Annotated in this window: 25 protein-coding genes, 1 tRNA gene and 2 rRNA genes; all 28 read left to right on the forward strand. The window is 45.1% G+C overall.

What is annotated here, in order from left to right:
* Window positions 1-100: ribosomal RNA gene (locus C6P11_RS04625) — 23S ribosomal RNA — on the forward strand; the annotation flags it as partial.
* Window positions 101-191: 91 nt separating this feature from the next.
* Window positions 192-308, forward strand: a 5S ribosomal RNA gene (gene rrf, locus C6P11_RS04630).
* A 4-nt stretch (window positions 309-312) separates the two neighbouring features.
* Window positions 313-385: transfer RNA gene (locus C6P11_RS04635), tRNA-Val, on the forward strand.
* Window positions 386-592: 207 nt separating this feature from the next.
* A complete protein-coding gene (tgt, locus tag C6P11_RS04640) occupies window positions 593-1,738 on the forward strand; it encodes a tRNA guanosine(34) transglycosylase Tgt (RefSeq protein ID WP_003610002.1) in 1,146 nt (381 codons plus the stop codon).
* 34 nt (window positions 1,739-1,772) lie between these two features.
* Window positions 1,773-2,111: a preprotein translocase subunit YajC gene (yajC, locus tag C6P11_RS04645; protein WP_135518985.1), complete on the forward strand. Its 339-nt coding sequence runs from the start codon at window positions 1,773-1,775 to the stop codon at window positions 2,109-2,111.
* Window positions 2,112-2,180: 69 nt separating this feature from the next.
* Window positions 2,181-3,299 carry a DNA polymerase IV gene (gene dinB, locus C6P11_RS04650; protein WP_135518988.1) on the forward strand — a complete coding sequence of 373 codons (1,119 nt, stop codon included), beginning with the start codon at window positions 2,181-2,183 and terminating at the stop codon, window positions 3,297-3,299.
* Window positions 3,300-3,379: 80 nt separating this feature from the next.
* Window positions 3,380-4,330, forward strand: coding sequence for a DHH family phosphoesterase (locus C6P11_RS04655; RefSeq protein WP_135518990.1), 951 nt, complete (start codon window positions 3,380-3,382; stop codon window positions 4,328-4,330).
* Window positions 4,330-5,688, forward strand: a complete 1,359-nt coding sequence (locus C6P11_RS04660; protein ID WP_135518993.1) for a DEAD/DEAH box helicase — start codon at window positions 4,330-4,332, stop codon at window positions 5,686-5,688. The genes C6P11_RS04655 and C6P11_RS04660 overlap by 1 nt, the downstream gene beginning before the upstream one ends.
* A gap of 168 nt (window positions 5,689-5,856) precedes the next feature.
* Window positions 5,857-6,993, forward strand: a complete 1,137-nt coding sequence (locus C6P11_RS04665) for a glycerate kinase (protein ID WP_135518996.1) — start codon at window positions 5,857-5,859, stop codon at window positions 6,991-6,993.
* 317 nt (window positions 6,994-7,310) lie between these two features.
* Complete coding sequence (alaS, locus tag C6P11_RS04670; protein WP_135518999.1) at window positions 7,311-9,959, forward strand: alanine--tRNA ligase; 2,649 nt, start codon at window positions 7,311-7,313, stop codon at window positions 9,957-9,959.
* A 39-nt stretch (window positions 9,960-9,998) separates the two neighbouring features.
* Window positions 9,999-10,250, forward strand: a complete 252-nt coding sequence (locus tag C6P11_RS04675) for an IreB family regulatory phosphoprotein (RefSeq protein ID WP_135519001.1) — start codon at window positions 9,999-10,001, stop codon at window positions 10,248-10,250.
* A gap of 30 nt (window positions 10,251-10,280) precedes the next feature.
* Window positions 10,281-10,715 carry a Holliday junction resolvase RuvX gene (ruvX, locus tag C6P11_RS04680; protein ID WP_039968505.1) on the forward strand — a complete coding sequence of 145 codons (435 nt, stop codon included), beginning with the start codon at window positions 10,281-10,283 and terminating at the stop codon, window positions 10,713-10,715.
* Window positions 10,716-10,728: 13 nt separating this feature from the next.
* Window positions 10,729-11,013: a DUF1292 domain-containing protein gene (locus C6P11_RS04685; protein WP_003609979.1), complete on the forward strand. Its 285-nt coding sequence runs from the start codon at window positions 10,729-10,731 to the stop codon at window positions 11,011-11,013.
* Between the two features lie 65 nt (window positions 11,014-11,078).
* On the forward strand, window positions 11,079-11,363 hold the full coding sequence (locus tag C6P11_RS04690; protein WP_135519004.1) for a DUF1292 domain-containing protein: 285 nt from the start codon (window positions 11,079-11,081) through the stop codon (window positions 11,361-11,363).
* Window positions 11,364-11,450: 87 nt separating this feature from the next.
* The gene (locus C6P11_RS04695; RefSeq protein WP_135519007.1) at window positions 11,451-12,110 is read left to right on the forward strand and encodes a ComEA family DNA-binding protein; all 660 of its coding nucleotides are present in this window, start codon (window positions 11,451-11,453) and stop codon (window positions 12,108-12,110) included.
* 188 nt (window positions 12,111-12,298) lie between these two features.
* Entirely contained in the window at window positions 12,299-14,344 is a 2,046-nt protein-coding gene (locus C6P11_RS04700; RefSeq protein WP_245299777.1) for a ComEC/Rec2 family competence protein, read from the forward strand.
* 63 nt (window positions 14,345-14,407) lie between these two features.
* A complete protein-coding gene (gene holA / locus C6P11_RS04705) occupies window positions 14,408-15,430 on the forward strand; it encodes a DNA polymerase III subunit delta (protein ID WP_135519012.1) in 1,023 nt (340 codons plus the stop codon).
* A gap of 140 nt (window positions 15,431-15,570) precedes the next feature.
* Complete coding sequence (gene rpsO, locus C6P11_RS04710) at window positions 15,571-15,840, forward strand: 30S ribosomal protein S15 (RefSeq protein ID WP_003609971.1); 270 nt, start codon at window positions 15,571-15,573, stop codon at window positions 15,838-15,840.
* A gap of 54 nt (window positions 15,841-15,894) precedes the next feature.
* Entirely contained in the window at window positions 15,895-16,149 is a 255-nt protein-coding gene (gene rpsT / locus C6P11_RS04715; protein WP_003609969.1) for a 30S ribosomal protein S20, read from the forward strand.
* 514 nt (window positions 16,150-16,663) lie between these two features.
* Window positions 16,664-17,044 carry a hypothetical protein gene (locus C6P11_RS04720; protein ID WP_135519014.1) on the forward strand — a complete coding sequence of 127 codons (381 nt, stop codon included), beginning with the start codon at window positions 16,664-16,666 and terminating at the stop codon, window positions 17,042-17,044.
* A gap of 82 nt (window positions 17,045-17,126) precedes the next feature.
* Entirely contained in the window at window positions 17,127-19,070 is a 1,944-nt protein-coding gene (locus C6P11_RS04725) for a ribonuclease J (RefSeq protein ID WP_135519016.1), read from the forward strand.
* A gap of 54 nt (window positions 19,071-19,124) precedes the next feature.
* Complete coding sequence (locus C6P11_RS04730) at window positions 19,125-20,042, forward strand: hypothetical protein (RefSeq protein WP_135519018.1); 918 nt, start codon at window positions 19,125-19,127, stop codon at window positions 20,040-20,042.
* Between the two features lie 214 nt (window positions 20,043-20,256).
* A complete protein-coding gene (gene tuf, locus C6P11_RS04735) occupies window positions 20,257-21,444 on the forward strand; it encodes an elongation factor Tu (protein ID WP_003609958.1) in 1,188 nt (395 codons plus the stop codon).
* Between the two features lie 170 nt (window positions 21,445-21,614).
* The gene (locus tag C6P11_RS04740) at window positions 21,615-22,151 is read left to right on the forward strand and encodes a ClbS/DfsB family four-helix bundle protein (RefSeq protein ID WP_135519021.1); all 537 of its coding nucleotides are present in this window, start codon (window positions 21,615-21,617) and stop codon (window positions 22,149-22,151) included.
* A 133-nt stretch (window positions 22,152-22,284) separates the two neighbouring features.
* On the forward strand, window positions 22,285-22,722 hold the full coding sequence (locus tag C6P11_RS04745; RefSeq protein ID WP_003609953.1) for a nucleoside 2-deoxyribosyltransferase: 438 nt from the start codon (window positions 22,285-22,287) through the stop codon (window positions 22,720-22,722).
* A 136-nt stretch (window positions 22,723-22,858) separates the two neighbouring features.
* A complete protein-coding gene (gene tig / locus C6P11_RS04750) occupies window positions 22,859-24,148 on the forward strand; it encodes a trigger factor (RefSeq protein WP_135519024.1) in 1,290 nt (429 codons plus the stop codon).
* A gap of 172 nt (window positions 24,149-24,320) precedes the next feature.
* On the forward strand, window positions 24,321-25,574 hold the full coding sequence (gene clpX / locus C6P11_RS04755) for an ATP-dependent Clp protease ATP-binding subunit ClpX (RefSeq protein ID WP_003609945.1): 1,254 nt from the start codon (window positions 24,321-24,323) through the stop codon (window positions 25,572-25,574).
* Between the two features lie 18 nt (window positions 25,575-25,592).
* Window positions 25,593-26,222 carry a ribosome biogenesis GTP-binding protein YihA/YsxC gene (gene yihA / locus C6P11_RS04760; protein WP_135519026.1) on the forward strand — a complete coding sequence of 210 codons (630 nt, stop codon included), beginning with the start codon at window positions 25,593-25,595 and terminating at the stop codon, window positions 26,220-26,222.
* The last annotated feature ends 309 nt before the right edge of the window (window positions 26,223-26,531 follow it).

The following is a 26,531-nucleotide window of genomic DNA, read 5'->3' on the forward strand; positions in this document are numbered from 1 at the left end:
GAAGTAAGACCCCTCAGAGATGATGAGGTAGATAGGCTAGAAGTGGAAGTGCGGCGACGCATGGAGCGGACTAGTACTAATGGTTCGAGGACTTAACCAAGTTGAAAACGTGGTGTAAGGCTCAAACGAAGTTTGATTTACAAATTATGATTCAGTTTTGAGAGAGCTAATATTTTCTCAATTAAATACCGTGTCGTGACGATGGCATTGAGGCCGCACCTGTTCCCATACCGAACACAGAAGTTAAGCTCAATAGCGCCGAAAGTAGTTGGAGGATCGCTTCCTGCGAGGATAGGACGTCGCGATGCACATGGACGTTTAGCTCAGCTGGGAGAGCACCTGCCTTACAAGCAGGGGGTCACAGGTTCGATCCCTGTAACGTCCATCCTAACCACCAGTTACCTGGTGGTTTTTTTGTACCATCAAACATCACAATTTACACATAAAGTTCATTTATTCTGGAAATTGCGCCTAAGACGGGTGTTCTTTCTGATATAATAGTTCTTAGTTAGTTTTTATTTACCGCTTTGGTTAGCGGGTGAAAATAGTATGCTAGCACATTTAACAGATGTGTCAGGAAGGAAGTCGAAACATGTCAGATTATGCTGTGAAGTACGAATTGCTTCACGTTGAAAAGCATACTGGTGCACGTTTGGGTAAGATTACAACGCCACACGGTGAAGTAATGACCCCAATGTTCATGCCAGTTGGTACACAAGCAACCGTTAAAAATGTCTCACCTCGCGAATTGAAGGAGATCAAGTCTCAATTCATTTTGTCTAACACATACCACTTGTGGGTACGTCCTGGTGATGAATTGATTGCTGAAGCTGGTGGCTTGCACAAGTTTATGAATTGGGATGGTCCAATTTTGACTGATTCTGGTGGTTTCCAAGTTTGGTCATTGTCAGAGCGTAACAACATTAAGGAAGAGGGAGTTACTTTCCGTAACCACGTCAATGGTGAAGAAATGTTCCTTTCTCCAGAAGTTGCGATGCGAATCCAAAACAACTTGGGTTCTGACGTGATGATGCAATTGGATGAAGCGATTCCATACTTCGAAACGTATGACTACGTGAAGAACTCAGTTGAGCGTACTTCACGCTGGGCTGAGCGTGCGATGGCAGCGCACCGTCGTCCTGAGGATCAAGCATTGTTTGGTATTGTGCAAGGTGCTGGTTTCCGTGAGCTACGTAAGCAATCAGCCCGTGATTTGGTATCACTTGATTTGCCTGGTTATGCTGTGGGTGGTTTGTCAGTTGGTGAAACGAAGGAAGAAATGAACCGTGTGCTAGACTTCACGGTGCCATTCTTGCCTGAGAACAAGCCACGTTACTTGATGGGTGTGGCAGCACCGGATTCATTGATTGATGGTGCCATCCGTGGAATCGACATGTTTGATTCAGTTTTGCCAACGCGTATCGCTCGTAAGGGAACGTTGATGACATCTAAGGGTCGTATCGTGATTACGAACTCAAAGTACAAGAATGACTTCTCTTTGATTGACCCTGAGACGGAAGACTACGGTTCACAAAACTTTACCAAGGCTTACTTGCACCACTTGTTTAAGGCTGATGAGTTGTATGCACAAAACATCGCCTCAGTGCACAATTTGCGTTACTTGTTGAAGCTCATGGAAGACATGCGCCAAGCAATTGCGGAAGATCGACTACTTGAGTTCCGTGAAGAGGTTATGGCTAACTACGGTTATAACAACGCAAATGCCCGTCTGTTCTAATTACTGTTATTAAAATTTTAGGAGATTTACTACTATGTCAATGAACATTTTGATTTTGATCGTCTTCGTGGCAGCCATGTACTTTATCATGATTCGCCCACAACAAAAGGCCCAAAAGACGCGCCAAGAGATGATCAACAACGTACAACCAGGTGCCGAAGTGGTTACTATCGGTGGTTTGCACGGTAAGATTGCTACTGTTAACAAGGAAGCTAAGACTTTCGATTTGGATGCTGAAGGTGTTATCTTGGTATTCGAGTTGTCAGCTATCCGCCAAGTTGTTAAGGCTGCTGAAGCTAAGACTGAAGCTGTTGAAGCACCAGTTGCTGAAGAAGTAAAGGCCGACGAGCCAGCTTCAGAAGACGAAAAGTAATTTTTGAGAATTCGAGTTGCAATGCGCAACTTGAATTCTTTTTATTAGTTGGCAAGAAAGGAGATTATCATGGCGGATTTGCTAGAGATACCAGTGCATTTAAAAACAGATCGACAAATTATTCACGTGGATATGGATGCGTTTTATGCCCAAGTGGAAATCCGTGATAATCCCGCTCTTGCAAATGTGCCATTAATTTTGGCGCATGACCCACGCAAGAATGGTGGCCGTGGTGTGGTGGCGACAGCTAACTATGTTGCTCGAAAGCTAGGTGTCCATTCAGCGATGAGTGCAGCTGAAGCATTACGATTAGCACCGAATGCAACGTTCTTAGATCCTAACTTTGACAAGTACCGCGCGGTGTCACAACAGGTTCATGATATTTTTCATCGTTATACAGATAAGGTTGAACCAATTGCATTTGATGAGGCTTATCTTGATGTCACAGAGAACAAAACCGGGCATACCGATGCGGTCGCACTTGCTCATGAATTACAGCAAACCATTTTTGCTGAATTATCGTTGACGAGTTCGGTTGGTATTTCATTCAATAAATTCTTAGCGAAGTTATCATCCGAGCATAACAAGCCAGTCGGACTGACAGTTGTCCGTGAGGCAGATATTCGTGCGTTTTTGGATGCGTTACCAATTGAAGATGTGCGTGGTGTCGGCCAGAAAACGGCCATAAAAATGCATGAACTTGGCGTAGATACGGGGCGTGACCTATATGAGATGGATCAAACAACGCTGACCCAGCACTTCGGGCGCATGGGCTACGATTTTTATCGCCGTATTCGTGGGGTTGATGACCGTCCAGTTGGGTGGCAGCGCGAACGTAAGTCAATTGGTAAAGAGCATACCTATGGGCCGTTTTTGGACACTGAGGAGCAGATTGAGGCAGAGTTTAAACAATTGGCCGAGCGACTAGAACAGTCGCTTAAACGACGTGGTATGCACGGTAAAACGCTGGTCTTGAAAGTACGCGATGAAGATTTTGACACAGAGACACGTCGCTTCACCCAGACGGACTTCTTACCAAATGACGCCACTGAATTTGTGCGATTAGCACAGGACATTTGGGAAGAATTAGGTGGGTATCAAAAGCCAATTCGGTTGCTTGGCTTAACAATGACAAATCTAGCACCGCTGACGTTTGAAAATATTCCACTGAATCTGTATGATAACTAACCACAACGCGTTTTTACGGCCATTTTCTGCTATACTAATAAAAGCAACGTAAGTAAACTAGATAGAATAGAGAAAGCAACATGACAGCGCAAACAGCAATTTTAGCGCAAATTAAGGCGGCGGATACGATTATTATTCACCGTCATCAACGTCCAGACCCTGACGCATTTGGTTCACAACTTGGTCTTGCTGAATTGATTAAGACATCATTCCCGAATAAGCATGTCCACGTTGTGGGGAAGCAGGTGCCTAGCTCGGCTTGGATGGGTGACATGGAAGATATTCCAGATTCACTTTACGATAACGCCTTAGTTATTGTTACCGATACGGCTAATGAACCACGTATTGATGACCGCCGTTTTGATTACGGTAAGACGTTAGTTAAGATTGACCACCACCCAAACGAAGACCCATATGCAGATTTTAATTGGGTTGAAGAGGGTGCCTCATCAACATCAGCTTTGATTTACGCCTTCTACAAGGAATTTGAAGACGAATTGAAGTTGTCTGATGCGGGTGCGTCATATTTGTATGCTGGAATTGTCGGCGATACAGGCCGCTTTTTGTATGCAACGAAGTCTGAAACGATGCAGGTTGTGGCAGATTTGATGAAATACGATTTTGATTGGTTCGAGATTAACCAACGAATGGATACGATTTCACTTGAAGCTGCCCGTGCATCAGCTTACGTTTATAGCAATATGGTCATGACTGAAAATGGCTTTAACTATATTATTTTGACGAATGAAGTCGTAGAGAGTTTCGATCTTGGCGAATTTGGTACCGCATTTATCGTGCCATTGCTAGGAAAGATTAACACGGCGAAGGCCTGGGCTGTTTTTGAGCAGCAAGATGAAGGGTACTTCCGCGTACGACTCCGTTCACGTAACACGGTGATTAACGAAATTGCTAAGCGTCACGGCGGCGGTGGACACAAGTTTGCCTCTGGTGCCTTAGCAAAGGATATGGATGAAATTAACGATATCATTCGTGAAGCCGATCAAACATTGAAGGAGCAAACAGAAGCATAATGGCGAAGTTTACTGACTACAACCTACGATCAGAAATTTACACAGCGTTGGAAGAAATTCGTTTCACAACGCCTACAAAGGTGCAAGAGCGCTTGATTCCAGTTGTCATGCAAGGACGTTCAGTCGTTGGACAATCACAAACGGGATCTGGTAAGACACACACATTTTTGATTCCTATTTTCCAAAAGTACGACCCATCAGTTCAAAAGGTGCAAGCCGTTATTACAACGCCTTCACGTGAATTGGCACAACAAATTTATGCAGCGGCTAAGCAATTGGGAACTGGTTTCCCAGTTGACCAACAACCACGCATTAGTTTGTACGTTGGTGGTACTGACAAGGCGCGTCAATTGCACCAATTGGAAAGCTCACAACCACAAATCGTTATCGGAACACCTGGTCGTATCAAGGACTTGTACACGGCCGGGGCATTGGATATCCACACGGCTGACACATTGGTTGTCGACGAAGCGGATATGACAATGGACTTGGGATTCTTGCCTGAAGTTGACGCAATTGCTGGTGCAATGCCAGAAGACTTACAAATGTTGGTCTTCTCAGCAACGATTCCACAAAAGTTGCAACCATTCTTGAAGAAGTACCTAACGAACCCAGTTATCGAAGAAATCCCAACGGAAACGGTTATCGCCCCAACTATCACAAACTTGTTGGTTGGTACGAAGGGAATGAAGAAGGACGACTTGGCCTACGAGTTGTTGACGATGGGTAACCCATACATGGCTTTGGTCTTCACGAACACGAAGGAACGTGCCCGTGAGTTGACGAAGGCTTTGCGTAACCGCGGTTTGAAGGTTGCTGAAATTCACGGTGGTATTCAACCACGTGAGCGTAAGCGTACCATGCAACAAATCCAACACTTGGATTACCAATACGTGGTTGCCACTGACTTGGCTGCGCGTGGTATCGATATCCCTGGTGTATCATTGATCATCAACGATGGTATTCCAACTGAATTGGAATTCTTCGTGCACCGTGTTGGTCGTACTGGCCGTAACGGTATGGAAGGAACAGCAATTACGATTTACAATCCTGATGAGGAAGATCGCGTGCAAGCGGTTGAAGCAATGGGTGTTGAATTCGAGCCAATGACGTACTCACACGGTGAGTTGAAGCCTGGTTACGACCGTCGCCGTCGTAAGCAACGTTCAAAGTCAACGGTTAAGCTTGACCCAACGATGATCGGAATGGTCAAGAAGAAGAAGAAGAACGTTAAGCCTGGTTACAAGCGTCAAATTAAGGCAGCTATTGCCCGTGATGCAAAGTACAAGAAGCGTGTCGAAGAGCGTCAATCACTCCGCGCCGCTAAGAAGGCCAAGAAAAAGGCGAACGAGAAGTAAGCCTTTTTCGCAGGCCCGCCACAACCGGAGTGAGTCTCGACTCACGTAGGAAGTCAGTCGGCATCCATGGAATGGATAAAAGCCGAGTGAAGAAGAAGGCGAACGAAAAGTAAGCTTTATAAGCGCATGGAATATTTGATTCCGTGCGCTTTTTCTAGAGGGAACGATATGAAATTTGTAATTGCACCAGATTCATTTAAAGAAAGTATGACAGCAAAAGAGGCCGCTGTGGCCATCCAAGCTGGTTTGCAAAAGATTTATCCTGATGCAGAGTATGAGCTAGTGCCGATGGCTGATGGTGGTGAAGGAACTGTTCAGTCGCTTGTTGCTGCCACGGATGGCGAAATCATTACGGCCGAGGTACAAAATCCGTTGGATGAAACGGTGAAGGCATTTTATGGGGTGTTGGGTGACCAACAAACGGCTGTAATCGAAATGTCGGCCGCATCAGGTATTCAATTCGTGACGACAGAAACGAAGAACCCATTGATTACGACAACTTACGGTACGGGGCAATTGATTAAAGATGCCTTGGACCGTGGTATCCGTCGATTCATTATTGGTCTAGGTGGCTCTGCTACTAACGACGGTGGTGCCGGCATGGCTGAAGCTTTGGGTGTTCGATTCCTTGATGAAAATGGCCAACAAATTGCTCGCGGTGGTGCGTCACTAGCAGCGTTGCATGAGATTGATATGAACAATCTTGATCCTCGTGTTGCCGAATCTGAGTTTCTGCTCGCATCAGACGTAACGAATCCTTTGGTTGGTGAAACGGGTGCGTCAGCGGTATTCGGACCGCAAAAGGGGGCTACACCAGCAATGGTTGCCGAACTGGATGTGGCTTTGGCGAATTATGCCGCAGTTATTAAGTCCCAACTTGGCATTGATTTGGCTAACACACCAGGTGCTGGGGCTGCTGGTGGCTTAGGTGCCGGTATGTTGGCATTCACACAGGCTAAGATGCAATCAGACATTAGCTTGGTTGTTGAAGCAACTGACTTGGTTGCTAAAGCTGCGAACGCGGACGTTGCATTTGTTGGCGAAGGCGCAATTGATTTCCAGACGCAATACGGTAAGACCCCAATGGGAGCAGCCCAAGCAATTAAGCAAGCGTCACAAAATGCTAAGGTGATTGGCCTTGCTGGTTATGTTGGGGATGGCATTGAGGCGTTGTATGATTTGGGTATCGATGCGGTGTTCAGTATTGTGCCAGGTGCAGTGGATTTGCCAACGGCGATGAAGACGGGTGAGGCAAATCTAACACGAACGGCTGAGAACATCGCGCGATTGCTAAATACCAAATAACTTTTACAAAAACATTTCAAGCAAACAAAAACGGCTATTAGAAGTTCTTAATATGTTACAATAATGAACAAGGACATATCATTTAAGGTTTGAGAGCCAACAGAAACGTTGTGGATGATGCAAACAACGCTCAGCCTTTTCTGGTGCTACCTTCATAGCTGCTTGTGAAAACAAGCCGTGCGCCCGCGTTAACGGCATCCTAAGAGGTAATGATGCAGACCATCATTGCAAGCAGAGTGGTACCGCGTGTTAGCGTCTCTGTTATGCAATGGCGGTCTGTTTTTATTTAGATATTTATTTAAGTGAGGATTGGAAAGATGAAGTCATTATCATCAGCTGAGATTCGCGATGTGTTTCTACGTTTCTTTGAGAGTAAGGGACACAGCATTGAGCCATCTCAATCATTGATTCCAAAGGATGATCCAACATTGTTGTGGATCAACTCAGGTGTCGCAACTTTGAAGAAGTACTTTGACGGTACGGTTGTGCCTGAAAACCGTCGTATTACGAATGCACAAAAGTCAATTCGTACGAACGACATTGAAAACGTTGGTCACACTGCTCGTCACCACACGTTGTTCGAAATGATGGGAAACTTCTCAATCGGTGACTACTTCAAGCCTGAAGTTATTCCTTGGGCCTGGGAGTTGTTGACGAGCCCAGAGTGGTACGGCATGGAACCTGAAAAGTTGTATGTCACGGTTTACCCTAACGACGAAGAGGCAAAGGATATTTGGTTGAACGTGGTTGGTTTGCCAAAGGATCACTTGTACGAAGAGCCAGATAACTTCTGGGATATCGGTGAAGGACCATCAGGACCTGACACTGAAATCTTCTACGACCGCGGTGAAGAATTTAACTCAGACGATCCAAAGGAAAACTACCCTGGTGGTGAAAACGAGCGTTACTTGGAAATCTGGAACATCGTGTTCTCACAATTCAACCACTTGCCTGGTTTGACTGACAACAAGGACTATCCTGAGTTGCCACACAAGAACATTGATACGGGTATGGGACTAGAACGTGTTGTCTCAGTGTTCCAAAACGCTAAGACGAACTTTGAAACGGACTTGTTCTTGCCAATCATCCGTAAGACGGAAGAGATGTCAGGTCAATTCAAGTACGGTGAGGATCCTGAAAAGGATATCTCATTCAAGGTTATTGCTGACCACGCACGTGCCGTAACGTTCGCTATCGGTGATGGTGCTTTGCCATCAAACGAAGGTCGTGGTTACATCATCCGTCGTTTGCTACGTCGTGCTGTTTTGCACGGACGCAAGCTTGGTATCAGCAAGGTCTTCTTGAAGGACTTGGTACCAGTTGTGGGTGAGATCATGAAGTCATACTACCCAGAAGTTTTGGAGAATGCAGACTACATCGCTTCAGTTGTTGAAGCTGAAGAAGTTCGTTTCAACAAGACGTTGGCTGATGGTTTGTCATTGTTGGATGGTGTCATCGAAGAAGCTAAGGCTAACGGTGGTGTTATCGACGGTGCCGTTGCCTTCAAGATGTACGACACGTACGGATTCCCATACGAGTTGACGGAAGAATCAGCAGCTGATGCTGGTTTGACAGTTGATCGTGCTGGCTTCGATGCTGAGATGAAGGCGCAACAAGAACGTGCTCGTGCTGCTCGTGGTAACACAGCTTCAATGGGTGTTCAAAACGCTTTGTTGACGGACTTGAAGACGGAATCAAAGTACGTTGGTTGGTCAGAATTGACGGTCGATGCCGCTAAGTTGACGGACTTGATTGTTGATAACGAATTGGTTGATTCTGCTAAGGATGGCCAAGCTGAAGTTATCTTCGACGTAACGCCATTCTATGCTGAAATGGGTGGTCAAGTTGCTGACCGCGGTGTTGTCATCAACGCTGCTCGTGAAGTGGTTGCCGAAGTGGTTGACGTGCAAAACGCTCCAAACGGACAACACTTGCACACGTTGAACGTTAACGCTGAAATCAAGGCTGGCGAGACTTACAAGCTTGAAGTGAACCGTGCTTACCACGCTGCTGTGTCAAAGAACCACACGGCTACGCACATGCTTGACCAAGCTTTGCGTAACATCTTGGGTGAACACACGACACAAGCTGGGTCATTGGTTACTGAAGACGGATTGCGTTATGATTTTACTTACAACGGAGCTGTTTCAGCTGAAAAGTTGCAAGAAATCGAAGACTTGATCAACGAAAAGATTATTGAAAACTTGCCAATTTCATGGGTTGAGACGGATATCGAATCAGCTAAGAAGTTGGGCGCTGTTGCCGTCTTTACTGAAAAGTATGGCGAGACAGTTCGTGTCGTTTCAATCGGTGATTTCAACGTCGAATTCGACGGTGGAACTCACGCAAACTCAACGGCTGAGTTGGGAATGTTTAAGATTGTGAGCGAGCAAGGTACTGGTGCCGGTGTTCGTCGTATTGAAGCCGTTACTGGTAAGGGTGCAATGGACTTGTTCAAGCAACACGATGCTTGGTTGAACGAAGCTATGGCACAAGTTAAGGCACCACAATTATCAGAAGTAAACGACAAGATTGCTGCTTTGCAAGCGCAATTGAAGGATGCTGAGCGTCAAGTTGCATCATTGGAGCAAAAGTTGGCTAACCAAGCTGCTGATGCTGCCTTTAACGATGTTCAAACCGCTGGTAACTTCACGTTGATTGCAACGGAAATGGCCGTTGAATCAATGGATGCCTTGCGTGCAACGGCTGATAACTGGAAGCAAACAACACCATCAGACGTGCTTGTTTTGGCTGCTAACTTGGGTGAAAAGGTTAACCTATTGGTTGCTGCTTCACCTGACGCTATCGCCAAGGGTGTTAAGGCCGGTGATTTGATCAAGGCCATTGCACCTGCTGTCGGTGGTGGCGGTGGTGGTCGCCCAGACATGGCACAAGCTGGTGGTAAGAACCCCGCTGGTATTAAGGATGCCTTTGCACAAGCAACTGAATGGTTGGCTGCAAAGTAGCATTTGTTTAGAGGATAATTCCTCAGAAGGAGGCTGCATATGAGTTCATTGGATAATACAGCTGTTTTTGATTTTGGTAACAACCAAGATCACGACGTGCGTAAGACGCTTGAAATTGTATACGCCGCATTGGCAGAAAAGGGTTACAACCCAATCAACCAAATCGTTGGTTATTTGATTTCAAACGACCCAGCGTACATTCCACGTGTTAATGATGCACGTAACTTGATTCGCAAGTACGAACGTGATGAAATCATTGAAGCGCTTGTGAAGGATTACTTGGCTAAGTAATCTGATTCAGAAAGGAATGGTCGATTAATAATGGGACGAATTATGGGACTTGATGTCGGGTCACGCACAGTTGGTGTGGCAGTTTCTGACCTGCTTGGTTGGACGGCACAAGGTGTTGAAATCATTCGCATTAATGAGGATGAAAAAGAGTTCGGTATCGACCGTATGAAGGAACTAGTAGCCCAATTTGAGCCAACTGGCTTTGTACTTGGTCTACCAAAGAACATGAATAATACATCTGGTCCGCGTGTTGAAGCAGCGCAAGCCTATGGTGAATTGCTAACGGAAACTTTCGGGTTGCCAATCGATTTCCAGGACGAACGCTTGACGACGGTTGAGGCAGAACGTATGCTTGTTGAAGAAGCCGACGCGTCTCGTAAGAAGCGCAAGCAGGTAATTGATAAGTTGGCAGCTGCCTTGATTCTCCAAAACTATTTGGATCGCAAAGGCCCACTTGTAAAGTAAGAGGTAAATTGAGATGGATGAAGAGCAAGACATTATCACGTTGATCGATGACAATGGCGACGAGCAACTTTTCGAAGTATTGTTCACGTTTAAGTCAGAAGATTACGGTAAGTCATACATCGTCTTGTACCCAGCCGGTGCAGGCGAAGATGAAGAAGTAGAGATGTTGGCATACATCTTTGACCCAGACGAGACTGCAGAGTCTACTGAGGGTGGTTTGACCCCAATCGAAGACGACGATGAGTGGTCAATGGTTGAAGAACGTTTGAACCAATTCTTGGACGAACAAGAAGACTAATTTTAGTACAATTGATGGCCGGTGATGAATCGGCCATTTTTTGTTAAAAGCGAAAGGAAGCCGACATGAACGAAGCTGAATTGTTTATTTTGACTGACGAAGAAGGCAACGAGCACGAATTTATCGAGTTGTTCTCTTTTGATTCAGAAGACTTTGGTAAGTCATACATCATCCTTGGGCCTGCTGATGCAGCCATGGAAGGTGATGACGAAGAAGAAGTTGGTATCATGCCATTCATCTATAACAAGGATGACGAAGAAGGTATGTTGCAACCAATCGAGACAGAAGAAGAATTTGATATGGTTGAAGAAGTGATGAACACCATCTTCAACGATCCAAACTTGCAATAGAAATGATTTGCGACGAATTTTGCGATTCGTCGCATTTTTTTGGACTTTTTGTCGGTTTTCGCCTCTTTATTACTGGAGGGGAAATAAATGACGACTTTAAAAGCACTTTATTATCGGTTCCAACACGTGTTTTTCTTCTTTAGCGGGCTGGCGGCAGTGGGCATCGGCTTGATTGTTTGGTGGCAGTTTTCACAGACAAAACCGGTCTGGCCTCGTGATGTCTCGCCGAGCATCGCGGCAGATCAATCTTCGCAAATAACAAGTAGCGTTAGTAGGTCAGTAAGTACAACAACCGCCAAAGTAGTGATTGATGTCAAAGGAGCGGTGTATCGACCAGGGGTTTATAAATTCAATACTGGTCCGATTATGGCTGAGGTTCTAGAAAAAGCAGGTGGTACATTGCCGACGGTTAACCGAACGCGGTTGAATTTAGCGGCACCGTTAGTTAATGGCCAGGTGTTATATGTGCCGAACAGAACGGAAGAAGTTCCTGAGCAGTACCCGTTGCCTGGGCAAGCGACGGCAACGAGTGCGACGAGTGGAGATGCAAGCAACGAGACAATCAATCTAAACACGGCGACGTTGGCAGAACTACAACAACTACCTGGCGTTGGCGCTAAGCGGGCACAAGACATTATTGACCAACGAGAAACGATGGGTGGCTTTAAAACGGTCGCTGATTTACAAGAAGTGTCAGGGATTGGTGAAAAAACGTTTGCGAAATTAGAGCCATTGGTCACGGTGTAATGAACGGCTATTGGTTAGTAATTGGTTTGTTAGTTGGCGCACTAAACGTTGTGATTTGTCATCAATTTTGGTGGGCCGTGCCGATGTTGGTCTGGGGACTCATTTTATTGGTGAGTCGTTTTACAAAACGTTTGTGTCTAACCGTTTTGATTGTGGTGAGCTATGGGGCTTTTTTCAGTACACATCAGATGCAATTGAATCGACTTAACGAACAACCGACTGGCGATGTTCAGACCACCGTAATAGTTCATCCAGACGAATTGCAATTCTCTGGCACGACGATTACTGGGTTTGCGACGTTGCCAAATAAAGAACGTGTGCGTCTAACCTGGTTCTGCAAGGAAGAAAAGCCATTTCGGGACTTGCAGCAACGCCATGATGCGGTTGTTATTGCGGGGACTGGTCGATACGAAAAGATTGCATCACGGCGTAACGCGTTCGCCTTTGATCCAGTGGGCTATTGGCGAAGTCGGAGCATTATGCACCAACTTGTTTTGAGACAGGGTGAGATAAGGCAAGCTTACGTACCAGCGAACGCAGGTGAATTCTTTGTGGCCCAAATTCGAACTTGGCATAGCAGACTGGTGACGTGGTTCGGACAGCTGCCACCTGGTTTACGTGATTACGGCGAGACATTGTTTCTGGGATATACCCGCCGGGACTTTTATGATGATAACCTGGGTATTCAAAAAATGGGATTAGTCCATTTGTTTAGTATTTCTGGTTTTCAAGTAGCGGGCTTGTATGTGATTTGGCGTCGCATTGGCCGGTGGTTAGGTGTGACGCGCGAACGCTCGTTGTTGATTGTGCAGGTGCTGTTACTTGGCCTGCTGTTATTTGCGGGTGGCGTACAATCGTTGGTCAGAGCTGTTTTGTTGGCCCTGACCCAAGCGTGGCGAGAGTTGGGATGGTTACGGTTGTCAGCAGTCGATGCCTGGGGAATTGCGCTACTGGGTGGCCTTATCTTAGAACCGGGTGTTTTGCATAACCTAGGTGGCCAACTGTCCTACTTGTTGACGTTTGGCTTGTTATGGCTTGAAGGTAAACCGGGATGGTGGCAGTGTGTCTTCTTGTCGTTGCTAATTTTGCCGTTGTTGCTGTGGCACACATATGCTTGGCATCCAATTGGTATCTTAGCTAACTTGATTGCCATGCCACTATTCACGTGGCTTGTGATTCCCGCTTTAATCGTAGGCATACTTGCAGCGTGGTTAAACATTGTGGCTCTAACTAACTGGTGTAATGCATTTATTGAAGGGGTGCGTTGGACGATTGCACAAACGGAAGGCTTGCCGGGCGAACTAACGTTTGGACAGCCACCGGTGTTGTTATGTGCAATCGTTTTAATCGGTACGCTAGTTTGGTTAGCAGTTCGACAACGTTGGTTAGTGGGCGTTCTAGGAACTATCTACGGCGTTATGCTGTTATTGCCTAATGCTCTGCCTGGCGGGTTTGCGACCTTTGTGGATGTCGGTCAGGGAGACGCAACCATCATTAAGCATCGTGCTAATCAAGTGATGATGGTTGACGTTGGTGGCAAACTGCAATTACCACAGCCTGATTGGGCCGTACCACGCAAGACTGATTTTCAAGCGCAACAGTTGGCCCAGTTTCTAAAAGGTAACGGTATCACTAAAATTCAACACTTAGTGCTCACTCACAAAGATGTCGATCACATCGGCAATTTGCCGCATTTTCTGAAACTAGTGCGGGTTGAGACAATTTATGTGCCGTTGGGGATGAAACAGACTGAAGCGTACAAACGATTAATTACACCTTATCTAGGGACGGCTGAAGTGCAAGAGGTTCGCGCTGGCATGCGTTTAAATTATTGGACAACGGTTCATCATCCATTCGAGGCAGGAACTGGTGAAAATGAAGATTCGGTTGCGTTGCTCGTGAAGGTCGGGCCTAAACGCTTAATGATGACAGGTGATTTGGACCAGGCTGGTGAGGAGCGAATGATTCAGAACGGCCAATTAGGAAAAGTAGACCTTCTGAAGTTGGGACACCACGGTTCGAAAACAAGTACCGCGCCATCATTTGTGCAGGCATTAAAGCCCCAAATTGGTATTGTTTCTGCTGGTGTGAATAATCGATTTGGTCACCCAAACAAAGAAACGTTGGTCACAACCAAGCGGCAGGGAATGATGGTGTTTAATACAGCTGAAAGTGGTATGTTGCAGTACCGGTGGTGTGGTAATCGCGATTGGTGGCAAGCTGAAATCAAGTAGCTATTCACGTTCGAGGGGCAACATGATACAGTAGAGATACGATTAAAACGAGGAGGCGTGGGCATGGCTTATACGCTGAAAGATGTGCAACAAGACGTTGCAAAGCAAACATTGCAGCCAATCTACCTCATTCAAGGTACGGACCAATATTTGCTTGATCAAGTTCGTGCGGCGTTTGTGAGTCTGATTCCAGACGAAGACCGCACGTTGAATTTAGCGCAATTTGATATGCGTGAAACGGCGTTGGGCATCGCAGTTGATGATGCGCGGTCAGTGCCGTTCTTCGGTGACCGACGTGTCGTCATTATCGATGATGCCTACTTCTTGACTGGGGAGAATCCACGAACGAAGGTCGAACACCACGTTGAAGATTTGCTGGCTTACGTTGAGCATCCTGAACCACAAACGGTCTTGGTGATTTTTGCACCATATGAGAAGCTCGACAGTCGCAAGAAGATTGTTAAGTTGCTCAAAGAGAAAGCTGCGTATCTAGCGTTCGGTGACTTAACTGAAAAAGATGTGCGCAACATGATTAGCGACAAGTTGCGCCAAGGTGGCTTTGAAATGTCAGGGCCAGCGATGCAATTATTGATTCGTTTGACGAACATGTCGTTAACACAGATTATGTCTGAGCTCGATAAGTTGATGTTATATGCCTATGATACGAAGCAGATTGACGAACAAGCCGTTGATTCCTTGGTAACGCGTACGCTGAGTGAAAATATCTTCGACTTAATTAATGCGCTGTTGAACCGTAAGCTAACGCGCGCTGTGGAGTTGTACCATGAATTGGTTGAGAGTGGTGAGGCACCCTTGCGATTGCACGCAGCATTGCTAGGACAATTCCGCTTGTTGTTACAGGTGAAGTCATCAACTCAAAGTGAATCAGGTACAGCATCGATGTTGAAGGTGAATCCATACCGTGTAAAGCTTGGCCGTCAGACGGTGCGTCGCTTCAGTTATACCGCACTAGCTAAGGCTTATCTGGGGCTAGTTGATATGGAAGAACAGCTGAAATCAACGGCACGCGACCCTGAATTACTCTTTGAATTATTCGTGTTGCGTTACCAAGCTGATATTGCCTAGGATTTCTACTTGCATCAAGTTAGAAAGTTTAGTATTATATTTGAAGTGCAAAAGCACACGACCTTTTACGATGTTTGACGGTTCACCGTCGTCCTACGTTGTTTTAGGCGACTATATATTAAGAAAGGTGGATATCCAACATGGCTATTTCTGCACAACGCAAGAATGAAATCATCAAGGAATTCGCACGTCACGAAGGTGATACTGGTTCAGTTGAAGTTCAAGTTGCAGTTTTGACTGCTGACATCAACGAATTGAACGCACACATGTCAGAGCACAAGCACGACTTCCACTCACAACGTGGGTTGATGAAGAAGATCGGTCACCGTCGTAACTTGTTGCGTTACTTGCGTGACAACGACGTTCAACGTTACCGTGAGTTGATCCAAAAGCTTGGATTGCGTCGTTAATTTTTACATTAACAACGTACGTTATTTTGACATTTATCATCGGAGGGAAAAGCGATGCCAATTATTGAGTCATCAATCCAACGTGCCCGCTTGAACAAGGTGCAACGCGAGCGTAACATCTCACAATTGAGTGCATACCGTACTGAAGTGAAGAAGTTCCGTAAGGCTGCTGAAGCTGGTGCAGACAACTTGCAAGAGTTGTTTGTTAACGCTACGTCAGCTATCGATCGTGCCGCATCAAAGGGCTTGATTGCTAAGAACAAGGCTTCACGTGACAAGTCACGTTTGGCTGCTCTTTTGAACAAGTAATTTATTACTTGTCTTAGCAGACTAAAAAAAGACCAACATCTTTGGGTGTTGGTCTTTTTTATTGTCTAAAGCGTTAAAACATGTCCCTGATTATGGAGATGCCACATCCCGACTAATTCAAAAGTTCTATACTAGGTTTGTAATATCAATATCAAGGAGGGGACCGCGGTTGCGAAATTACGGTATAGGTAAAGCTTATGAAGAATCAAATTAGTAAGATGGAATGGATAATTCTACCAATCAGTATTGTGGTATGTATTTTGGGGATAATCTATCAAGGCTGGTTTAACACGGTGTTCAATGCATTGATGGTGTTTGTGTTCATCTATGAGGGGAAGAAAACTCGGGAAACTTGGAACTACGTATTAGGTGGTATTTTTGCGATTATCTTTCTAGCAAACATCTGGCTAATCATAAAATAACAGACTAAAGGCGAGCAATCGCCTTTTTTGTTGTGTTCATAAAATAACAAAAACTCAATGCTAAACTGAATCACCTATAAGGGGATCAGAAAATGAAATTCAAATTTGCCTTAGGTATCGTTATAACAATGATATTTTCAGTAATCATTACCATTGACGTACTTTATATGCCAATAAAACTGGCATTCGAAAGCTCTGGAAATTTTTTGGAACCGTCAACACCACCGACGCAAGCTGAAAACTTCAATTTTTTCGCGAAGCTATTGTTAATTGAGATTGTGCCACCAATCATACTGACGGTGATTAATATCATCATCACAAAATCAATCGGCAAAGAGAGTACCGAAATGCAAACTAGATTTGTTATTAGCAGTTTTTTTTGCTTTCTGGGCGACGCCACTTTTGTTTGTGGTTCTGGGGCAAAAGGTGTCAGAAATATTGCAGATATAATTTTCTTGTTGTTGGTGGGGTAGGCATTGTGTGGTAAACTGTTAATAAATCATACAAACGTTTGGGTTGTGCTGACCTGTGAAATATAACGAGAATAGGAACATTATGGCTACGACATTAAGTATTATGCCGTTCGGTGGTGTACGTGAAAATGGAAAGAACATGTACGCAGTTACCGTCGGTGAAGACATTTTTATTTTGGATGCAGGGTTGAAGTACCCAGAAAGCGATTTGCTAGGAGTTGACGTTGTCATTCCTGACTTTGCCTACTTGGTAGAGAACGCAGATAAGATTGCCGGTGTCTTTTTGACACACGGACACGCAGATGCAATTGGTGCATTGCCTTACTTGTTGAGCGAGGTTAAGGTACCGGTCTTCGGATCAGAACTAACGATTGAATTGGCTAAGTTGGCTGTGGAAGCAGAGCCTGAAGCAAAGGGGTTTGATGATTACCACGTGGTTCGTGGTAACTCAGAAGTATCATTTGGGGATGTGACCGTTTCGTTCTTTGAGACGACACATACGATTCCAGAATCACTTGGAATTGTTATTGAGACGCCAGAAGGACAAGTTGTCTACACTGGTGATTTTAAGATTGATACAACGGCATTGCCATATTACCGTACTGATTTGGCGCGTTTGGCACAAATTGGTGCTAAGGGTGTTATCGCTTTGCTTGCTGATGCAGCAGGTACAGCTAGCTACGGTTTGGCAGCCCACGAATCTGAATTGGGTAGCTACGTTTTGGATACGTTCCGCGGTCACACTGAGGGTCGTATCATCGTTGCTGCAGTTGCGTCAAACATCCAACGTATCCAACAAGTTATCGACGCTGCCTTTAAGGTTGGTCGTAAGATTGTGATTTCTGGAAACGACTTGGAAAAGGTTGTTCGTACAGCTTTGCGTTTGAAGAAGTTGCACTTGCCAATGCCTGAGAATGAACTATTTGTTTCTTTGAAGAACTTGAGCAAGTTGGAGCCTAACGAGACCGTTATCCTTGAAACGGGTAAGATGGGTGAGCCAATTCGTCACTTGCAACGTATGGCGCAAGGTGATGATCGCAACATCCAAATCCAAGAAGGTGATTTGGTCTTCATTACGACGACTCCTTCAACGGCTATGGAAGGTTATGTCGCACGTACGCGTGACATGTTGTTCCGTGCCGGTGCAACAGTTAAGCAAATTTCAACGGATAAGAAGTCTTCAGGTCACGCATCTAAGGAAGATTTCCAACTTTTGTTGAACTTGTTGAAGCCTAAGAATGTTATCCCTGTACAAGGTGAGTACCGCGTCTTGAACGCAGCTTACAAGGCTGCGGAGCAAGTTGGTTACGATGATAACCACGTCTTCTTGCTTGCCAAGGGTGACAACCTTCGCTGGGATGGCGAAGAGATGTACTTGGGTGGTTCAATCCAAGTTGGCTCAACGATGATCGACGGTTCTGGTGTTGGTGATATCGGTTCTATCGTTTTGAACGACCGCCGCATCTTGTCAGAAGACGGTGTATTCATCGCCGTTGTGACGATTGATCGTAAGAAGAAGAAGATTATCTCAAAGCCAAAGATTGATTCACGTGGATTCGTTTATGTGAAGACGTCACGTGATTTGATTCGCGAGGCTGGTGACTTGGTTGAAACGACCGTTGCTGAAGGTATCAAGAACGCCAAGGAATTCGACTGGGGTAACCTTAAGAACTCTGTTCGCGATGCATTGGGTAAGTTCTTGTACGAGCAAACGCGTCGTAAGCCAGTGATTTTGCCAGTTATCATGGAAGCCAACCAAAACGGTCGTCGTCGCAAGCGTTCAGCAAGCAAGACGAACGCCAAGAAGGCTGATGCTTCTGAAGCAAACAAGTCACAAAAGCAAAACAACAAGCCTAAGAAGAAGCAGAACGCAAATGCTAATAAGCCAGCGCCTGCTAAGAATAATAATAATCAACCTGCTAAGCCAGCTGAAAACGGAGCGGAGGTCGCTAAGAAAAAGAAGCGTCGTCCACGTCGTCGTAAGCCAAAGGCAACGCAAGGTGAATCAGCACCATCAGCTGAATAAAACACAAGCGTCGATTCTAACGGGTCGACGCTTGTTTGTTAGGAAGGATGCATCATGAACGAAGAACAAACGCAACGTTACGAACTGCTTTTAGCAAAAGGAAAAGAAGCCTATGAGAATCATGCATTCGGTCCAGCGCTGGATGCATTTGATGAAGCATATGATTTGCAACAAACACCAGAACTTAATCAATTGATTACACGCGTGCTATTAGCGGATGGTCAATTCAAGACGGCACAATTGTTTGCGGATGAATTCATTGATTCATATCTAGAAAGTGCCGAGTTAGCGGAGCTATATGTCACGGTGGCATTGAAGAATCAACAATTTATTGCCGCACGAGAATTTGTGACCTGGGTGGCACCGGAAGTTGCGACGACATTAACGGCTGAGATCGAGACTGCCGAAGAAACCTTTAGAACGGAACAAAAGGCAACGTTGAACACGATTGCCCGTCAGTTCTATCACCTAAGTGACGGGGATGCTGTTAACCAAAAAGAACGTCTAATCGCTGCTGACAAGTTGCCGATTCGCGAATACCTGGTTGGCGCACGTTTTGCATTGGTTGATCCGTTCTTACCAGCAATTGCCCGTGTGACAGTTCTAGACAAGCTACGTCGCTTGCAAGTGACCGAGCCAGTTGAGATGACCTGGTTGGATGAAAAGACGCTCACAATCGTTCCAAATGAGTTGCAATCACTAGATGACATGCCGCTTTTCCAAACGGTGGTGGCGACCTTATCTGGTTATGAACATGAAATTGGCCCGGCTACGGTACACGCTTTGGTTGAACAAGCGCGTTTGATGTTGATGATTGCTTATCCAGCAATTGATCGCGTTGTTGAGGACCCACGCGCTTGGGCAGCTGGTTTAATGGCGGAGACGATGGGTGAAAATGCCCCAGTGGAGCCGGTTGAACAACAATCTTGGCGGGCAAAATTAGGGCAAGAAATGATGGGATTAATGCCTTAAAAAAACTATTTTGAAATTGATAGTCGAATTTAGGTAAAAAATATTTACAAAAATCGCCAAGTTATATATAATAATTCCAGTCTCATATAGAGAAATTACAAAGATTTTCGCACCAAGTTGTTTTAGTTCTGTAAGGAATGTAGTATAATACTATTTAAGCAATAAGGGTTAGCCCATTTAAGGGCTAACATGCGAATATTAGGAGGACAAGCTTTTGGCTAAGGAAAATTTCGAGCGCACTAAGCCTCACGTTAACATTGGAACTATCGGTCACGTCGACCACGGTAAGACTACTTTGACTGCCGCTATCTCAAAGGTATTGGCTGACAAGGGATTGGCTGAGCAACAAGACTTTGCTGCTATCGACGCTGCTCCTGAAGAGCGTGAGCGTGGTATCACGATCAACACTGCTCACATCGAGTACGAGACGGAAGCTCGTCACTACGCCCACATCGACGCCCCTGGTCACGCGGACTACGTTAAGAACATGATCACTGGTGCTGCCCAAATGGACGGTGCTATCTTGGTTGTTGCTTCAACTGACGGTCCTATGCCACAAACTCGTGAGCACATCTTGTTGGCTCGCCAAGTTGGTGTTGACTACTTGGTTGTGTTCTTGAACAAGGTTGACTTGGTTGACGACGAAGAGTTGGTTGACTTGGTTGAAATGGAAGTTCGTGAATTGTTGTCAGAGTACGATTTCCCTGGGGATGATATTCCAGTTATCCGCGGATCAGCTTTGAAGGCTTTGGAAGGTGACCCAGAACAAGTTAAGGTTATCGAAGAGTTGATGGACACTGTTGACTCATACATCCCAACGCCAGAGCGTGACACTGACAAGCCATTCTTGATGCCTGTCGAAGACGTATTTACGATCACTGGTCGTGGTACTGTTGCTTCAGGTCGTATCGACCGTGGAACTGTTAACTTGAACGATGAAGTTGAAATCGTTGGTTTGCACGAAGACGTTCGTAAGACTGTTGTTACTGGAATCGAAATGTTCCGTAAGTCAATGCAACAAGGTCAAGCTGGTGATAACATCGGTGCATTGTTGCGTGGTGTTGATCGTAAGGAAATCGAGCGTGGTCAAGTTTTGGCTAAGCCTGGTTCAATCCAAACGCACACTAAGTTCTTGGCCGAAGTTTATGTTTTGACTAAGGAAGAAGGAGGCCGTCACACGCCATTCTTCACTAACTACCGTCCACAATTCTACTTCCACACGACTGACGTTACGGGTGTAGTTCAATTGCCAGAAGGCGTTGAAATGGTTATGCCTGGTGACAACGTAACATTCGATATCGAATTGATCGCACCAGTTGCCATCGAAAAGGGATTGAAGTTTACGGTTCGTGAAGGTGGACGTACTGTCGGTGCCGGAACTGTTTCAGAAATCAAGGACTAATTTTACGGTTAACGTAAAATTTTCCAATGTAGCTTAGGCTGCTCAAAAAAGAGAGTTATGACATATTCGTATGTCATAACTCTCTTTTTGTTTACCCAGGCAGATTGTTGGGACTTTCGTCTAACGGATGGTATTCTGACCGTAAGATTACTTGATACGGGGGAATAACCATGGCGAGACCGAAGACGAAAGCGGAGTTATTAACTGCATCAGAACAGCAATTTGAGAAGATGTGGCAATTAATTGATGACATGCCAGAAGAAGAACAAACAGCCACTTTTGCTTTTGGGGCTGAGATGGGCAAGGAAGCACATTGGGGACGCGATAAGAATGTCCGAGATGTCTTAGTTCATCTTTATGAATGGCACCAGTTACTATTGCGATGGGTGAACGCAAATCTAAATGGTGATCAGCAACCATTCTTGCCAGCGCCCTATAATTGGAAAACGTATGGTGAGATGAACGTCGGCTTCTGGGAACAACACCAAGAGACTACGCTAGCGGATGCAAAGGCTATGCTACATGAAAGCCACGACAAAGTAATGGCGTTGATTACGGACTTTTCCGATGAAGCATTGTTTACCAAACAGTATTTTTCATGGACGGGGACAACGACGCTTGGCAGCTATTGTATTTCAGCCACAGTTGCACATTATGAATGGGCAATAAAGAAGCTTAAAACACATAAGAAAACTTACCAGGCGTAATGACTGGTATGACAAGGTTCTTGGTATTCACATGAATTCAAGAGCTTTTTTCTGTAAATTTTGTTGCTCACGACCAACGCAAATGTGATAGAGTAGCTTATACACTTTTTTCAATGAAGAGGAGCTTTAAACAATGCAAATTTATTTGGCAGCACCATTCTTTAGCGATGAGCAAATTGATCGTGTCGCACGTATTGAGGCAGCCCTAGAGGCTAACCCAACGGTGACTGATTTCTACTCACCACGCCACCACCAAAAGACAGATAACCCAGAGTACACGCCAGCATGGGCTGCTGAAGTATTCCGTCGTGATGTCACACAAGTGTTGGACGCTGACGCATTGGTTGTTGTTGCTGATTTCCGTGATGATGACGCTGATTCAGGAACAGCCTTTGAAGCTGGCATGGCATGGGCATTGAAGAAGCCAGTTATCATGGTCGAAGAGACGGACTACAAGACTAACTTGATGTTGACGGAGTCATTGACGGCCTTTGTTAACAAGGCTGAAGATTTGGCAACTTATGACTTTAAGAACTACCCAGAGTCAAAGTTTGAAGGTCAACTTTTCTAAGTTCGTTTTTGTCGGGAAAATGTCGTGTTTTGGCCTACATTTATTGCCAAATAACGGTTTTTCCGGTAAACTTATAAAGTATGTAAAGATAATATATGTCGTCGGTCTTTAACCGGTGACTATTGGAGGAATAAACATGGCAAACGCAGTTTTCACTAAGGGTGAAGGCAACAAGGGAACGATCAAGTTCGAAGTTCCTGTTGACGTATACGAAAAGGGTATCGACGCCGCATTTAACGACGTTAAGAAGCAAATTACGGTTCCTGGTTTCCGTAAGGGTAAGATGCCTAAGCAAGTCTTTTTCCAAATGTACGGTGAAGAGTCATTGTACCAAGACGCTTTGAACGTTGTATTGCCAGATGTATTTGCTGATGCAGTTGCTGAAGCAGGTGTTACGACTGTTGGTCAACCAAAGATCGACGCAGAGTCAATGAACAAGGGTGAAGCTTGGGTTTTGACTGCTGAAGTTGAATTGGCACCAGAAATCGAATTGGGCGAGTACAAGGGTGTTAAGGTTCCTGCATCAGACGTTACTGTTTCTGATGAAGAATTGGATGCTGAAATCACTCGTTTGCAAGAAGGTCAAGCAGAATTGGTTTTGGTTGACGCTCCTGCAAAGAACGGTGACACGGTTGTTATCGACTTCGTTGGTTCAGTTGACGGTGTTGAGTTCGACGGTGGAAAGGGTGAGAACTACTCACTTGAATTGGGTTCAGGCTCATTCATCCCTGGCTTCGAAGACCAATTGGTTGGTGCCAAGGCCGAAGACGTTGTTAACGTTAACGTAACGTTCCCAGAAGAATACCAAGCTGCTGACTTGGCAGGTAAGGACGCTTTGTTCGTTGTTACTGTGCACGAAGTTAAGACTAAGGAAGTTCCAGCTTTGGACGACGAGTTCGCAAAGGACATCGACGAAGAAGTTGAAACTTTGGCAGAATTGAAGGACAAGGTTAAGGCTCGCTTGACGACTTCTAAGGAAGACGCAGCTAAGGATGCCAAGGAAGACGTAGCTATCGCAGCTGTTGTTGACAACGCATCTGTTGAAGGTGGTCAAATTCCTGACTCAATGATTCACGAAGACGTTCACCGTCAAATGAACCAATTCTTTGCTTCAATGCAACAACAAGGTATCTCACCAGAGTTGTACTACCAAATCACTGGTTCATCAGAAGATGATTTGCACAAGCAATACGAAGAAGGTGCTGAGAGTCGTGTAAAGACGAACTTGGTATTGGAAGCTATTGTTAAGGCAGAAAACATCAAGCCATCAGCTGACGACATTGCTGCTGAAGTAAAGTCATTGGCTGACCAATATGGTATGGACGAAGCTGCTGTTCGCGGTGCTTTGTCAGACGACATGTTGTCACACGACATTGCTATCAAGCAAGTTGTTGACATGATCGTTGATAACGCTGTTGAAGCTTAATTCAATTAAACATTAAACAAAAGAGGTTAGACTTTTTCGAGTCTAACCTCTTTTTGCAGTGTTACACTATATAAGTCCTAAGAATATCGTATAAAAAAACACAAAATCTCTGGTACAATAGTAGGTAACTTACGTTTAGTCTAACGTTTAAAAACTTACAGGAGGTTGAACAGTGTTTAATACTACCGATAATTCAAACGGCATTGCCTACTGTTCATTCTGTGGTAAGGCTTCTACTGAAGTGAAGAAGCTTATCGCAGGGCCTGGCGTATACATTTGTAACGAATGTGTGGCTTTGGCACAAGATATTATTAATGAAGATTTGCAACAAGATGCATTGGAGCGCACATTGACTTTGAAAACACCACGTGAAATTGTCGATAACTTGAATTCATACGTTATCGGACAAGACGAAGCTAAGCGTACTCTTGCAGTTGCCGTCTACAACCACTACAAGCGCGTTAACGCGATGTTGACGGGTGAAACTGGGGCTGAAGGTGTTGAACTGCAAAAGTCAAACATCGCTATGATCGGACCTACTGGGTCTGGTAAGACGTACATCGCACAATCAATGGCTAAGCTATTGAACGTGCCATTCGCAATTGCGGATGCCACGACTTTGACTGAAGCTGGATACGTCGGAGAAGACGTTGAAAACATTCTATTGAAGTTGATCCAAGCCGCCGACTACGATGTCGAGCGTGCTGAAACAGGTATCATCTACATCGACGAAATTGACAAGATTGCCAAGAAGGCCGAAAACGTTTCAATTACGCGAGACGTTTCTGGTGAAGGTGTGCAACAAGCCCTTTTGAAGATGCTAGAAGGTACGATTGCTAACGTTCCACCTCAAGGAGGACGTAAGCACCCTAACCAAGAGTTCATTCAAATCGATACGACGAACATCTTGTTCATCGTCGGTGGTGCCTTTGCAGGTATCGAACAAATGGTTAAGGAACGTGTTGGTGCGAAGGTCATTGGATTCGGAACGGATTCAAAGACGCAACAATTCAACACGTCAGATAAGTCAATCATGCAACAAGTTGTGCCTGAAGACTTGATGAGCTTTGGTTTGATTCCAGAATTCATCGGTCGTTTGCCAATTTTGACTGCTTTGGAAGAATTGACTGAAGACGATTTGGTTCGCATCTTGACGGAGCCTAAGAACGCGTTGGTTAAGCAATACCAAGCTTTGTTGGCTCTTGAAGGTGTCGCTTTGACGTTCACGCCCGAAGCTTTGAAGGCTATGGCCCACTTGGCTATCGAGCGTGAGACGGGAGCCCGTGGATTGCGTTCAATCATCGAAGAAACGATGCGTGACGTGATGTTCGACGTACCTTCACGTGATGACGTTAATGGCGTTATTATTACGGAAGGTGCCGTTTTGAACCACGAGCAACCTGAATTGGTCACTGAACAAGCATAATTTAACGGAGGATTTATCATGGAAGTACACAATGTCGAAATGGTAATGTCTGCCGTTCGTGCGAGCCAATACCCAACTGATGGGCTGCCAGAAGTGGCCCTTGTGGGTCGTTCAAACGTTGGTAAGTCATCATTGACGAACGTTTTGATTAACCGCAAGTCATTTGCTCGTACGTCATCACAACCAGGTAAGACGCAAACGTTGAACTTCTACAAGGTAGAGGATCAAATTTTCTTCGTCGACGTGCCTGGTTACGGTTATGCCAAGGTGTCAAAGAAGGCGCGTGAAGAATTCGCTGTGATGATTGGTGAATACTTGCGTACACGTGAGCCTTTGAAGGGAATCGTACAACTTGTTGATGCACGTCACATGCCTTCTAAGGAAGACATCGAGATGTACAACTGGTTGACGTCAGATGACATTGGTTTGCCAGTGCTTGTTGTTGCGACGAAGGCCGACAAGATTTCACGCGGTAAGTGGAACAAGGCTGAAGCTGACATCAAGCGTGGGTTGCAATTCAACCCCGATGTTTCTGACTTTGAGATTTTCTCATCAGAAACGAAGTACGGTAAGGACAATGTTTGGGATTGGCTAGAAGCTCGTATGCTAGATGGTACGGACTTCGATCCTGAAGAATTCGAAGACTAATAATTATACCCATGTCATTTATTGACATGGGTATTTTTTGTAGGTGAATTGTCAATTCAACCGGAACACTTGAGATAAATAATATTCTTTAGCCGATCTCCAGCCGAAAAGCTTTCGAGGTCGGCTATTAATTTGCTCAACCATTTGTTCAATGTATTCGTCTGAATAATCTTCGATTGCAGTGCTCTTATGCTAGATTTACGGACAGATTTTTCTCTGCCCTGTAAACTAATAGCAGAGGAGCATTTTTTATATGATTCGATATTCACCAGAATTTAAGCAGTCTCTTGTCGAGATGCACAACCAAGG

It is taken from the genome of Weissella confusa, assembly GCF_004766315.1.
Classification (GTDB): domain Bacteria; phylum Bacillota; class Bacilli; order Lactobacillales; family Lactobacillaceae; genus Weissella; species Weissella confusa_A.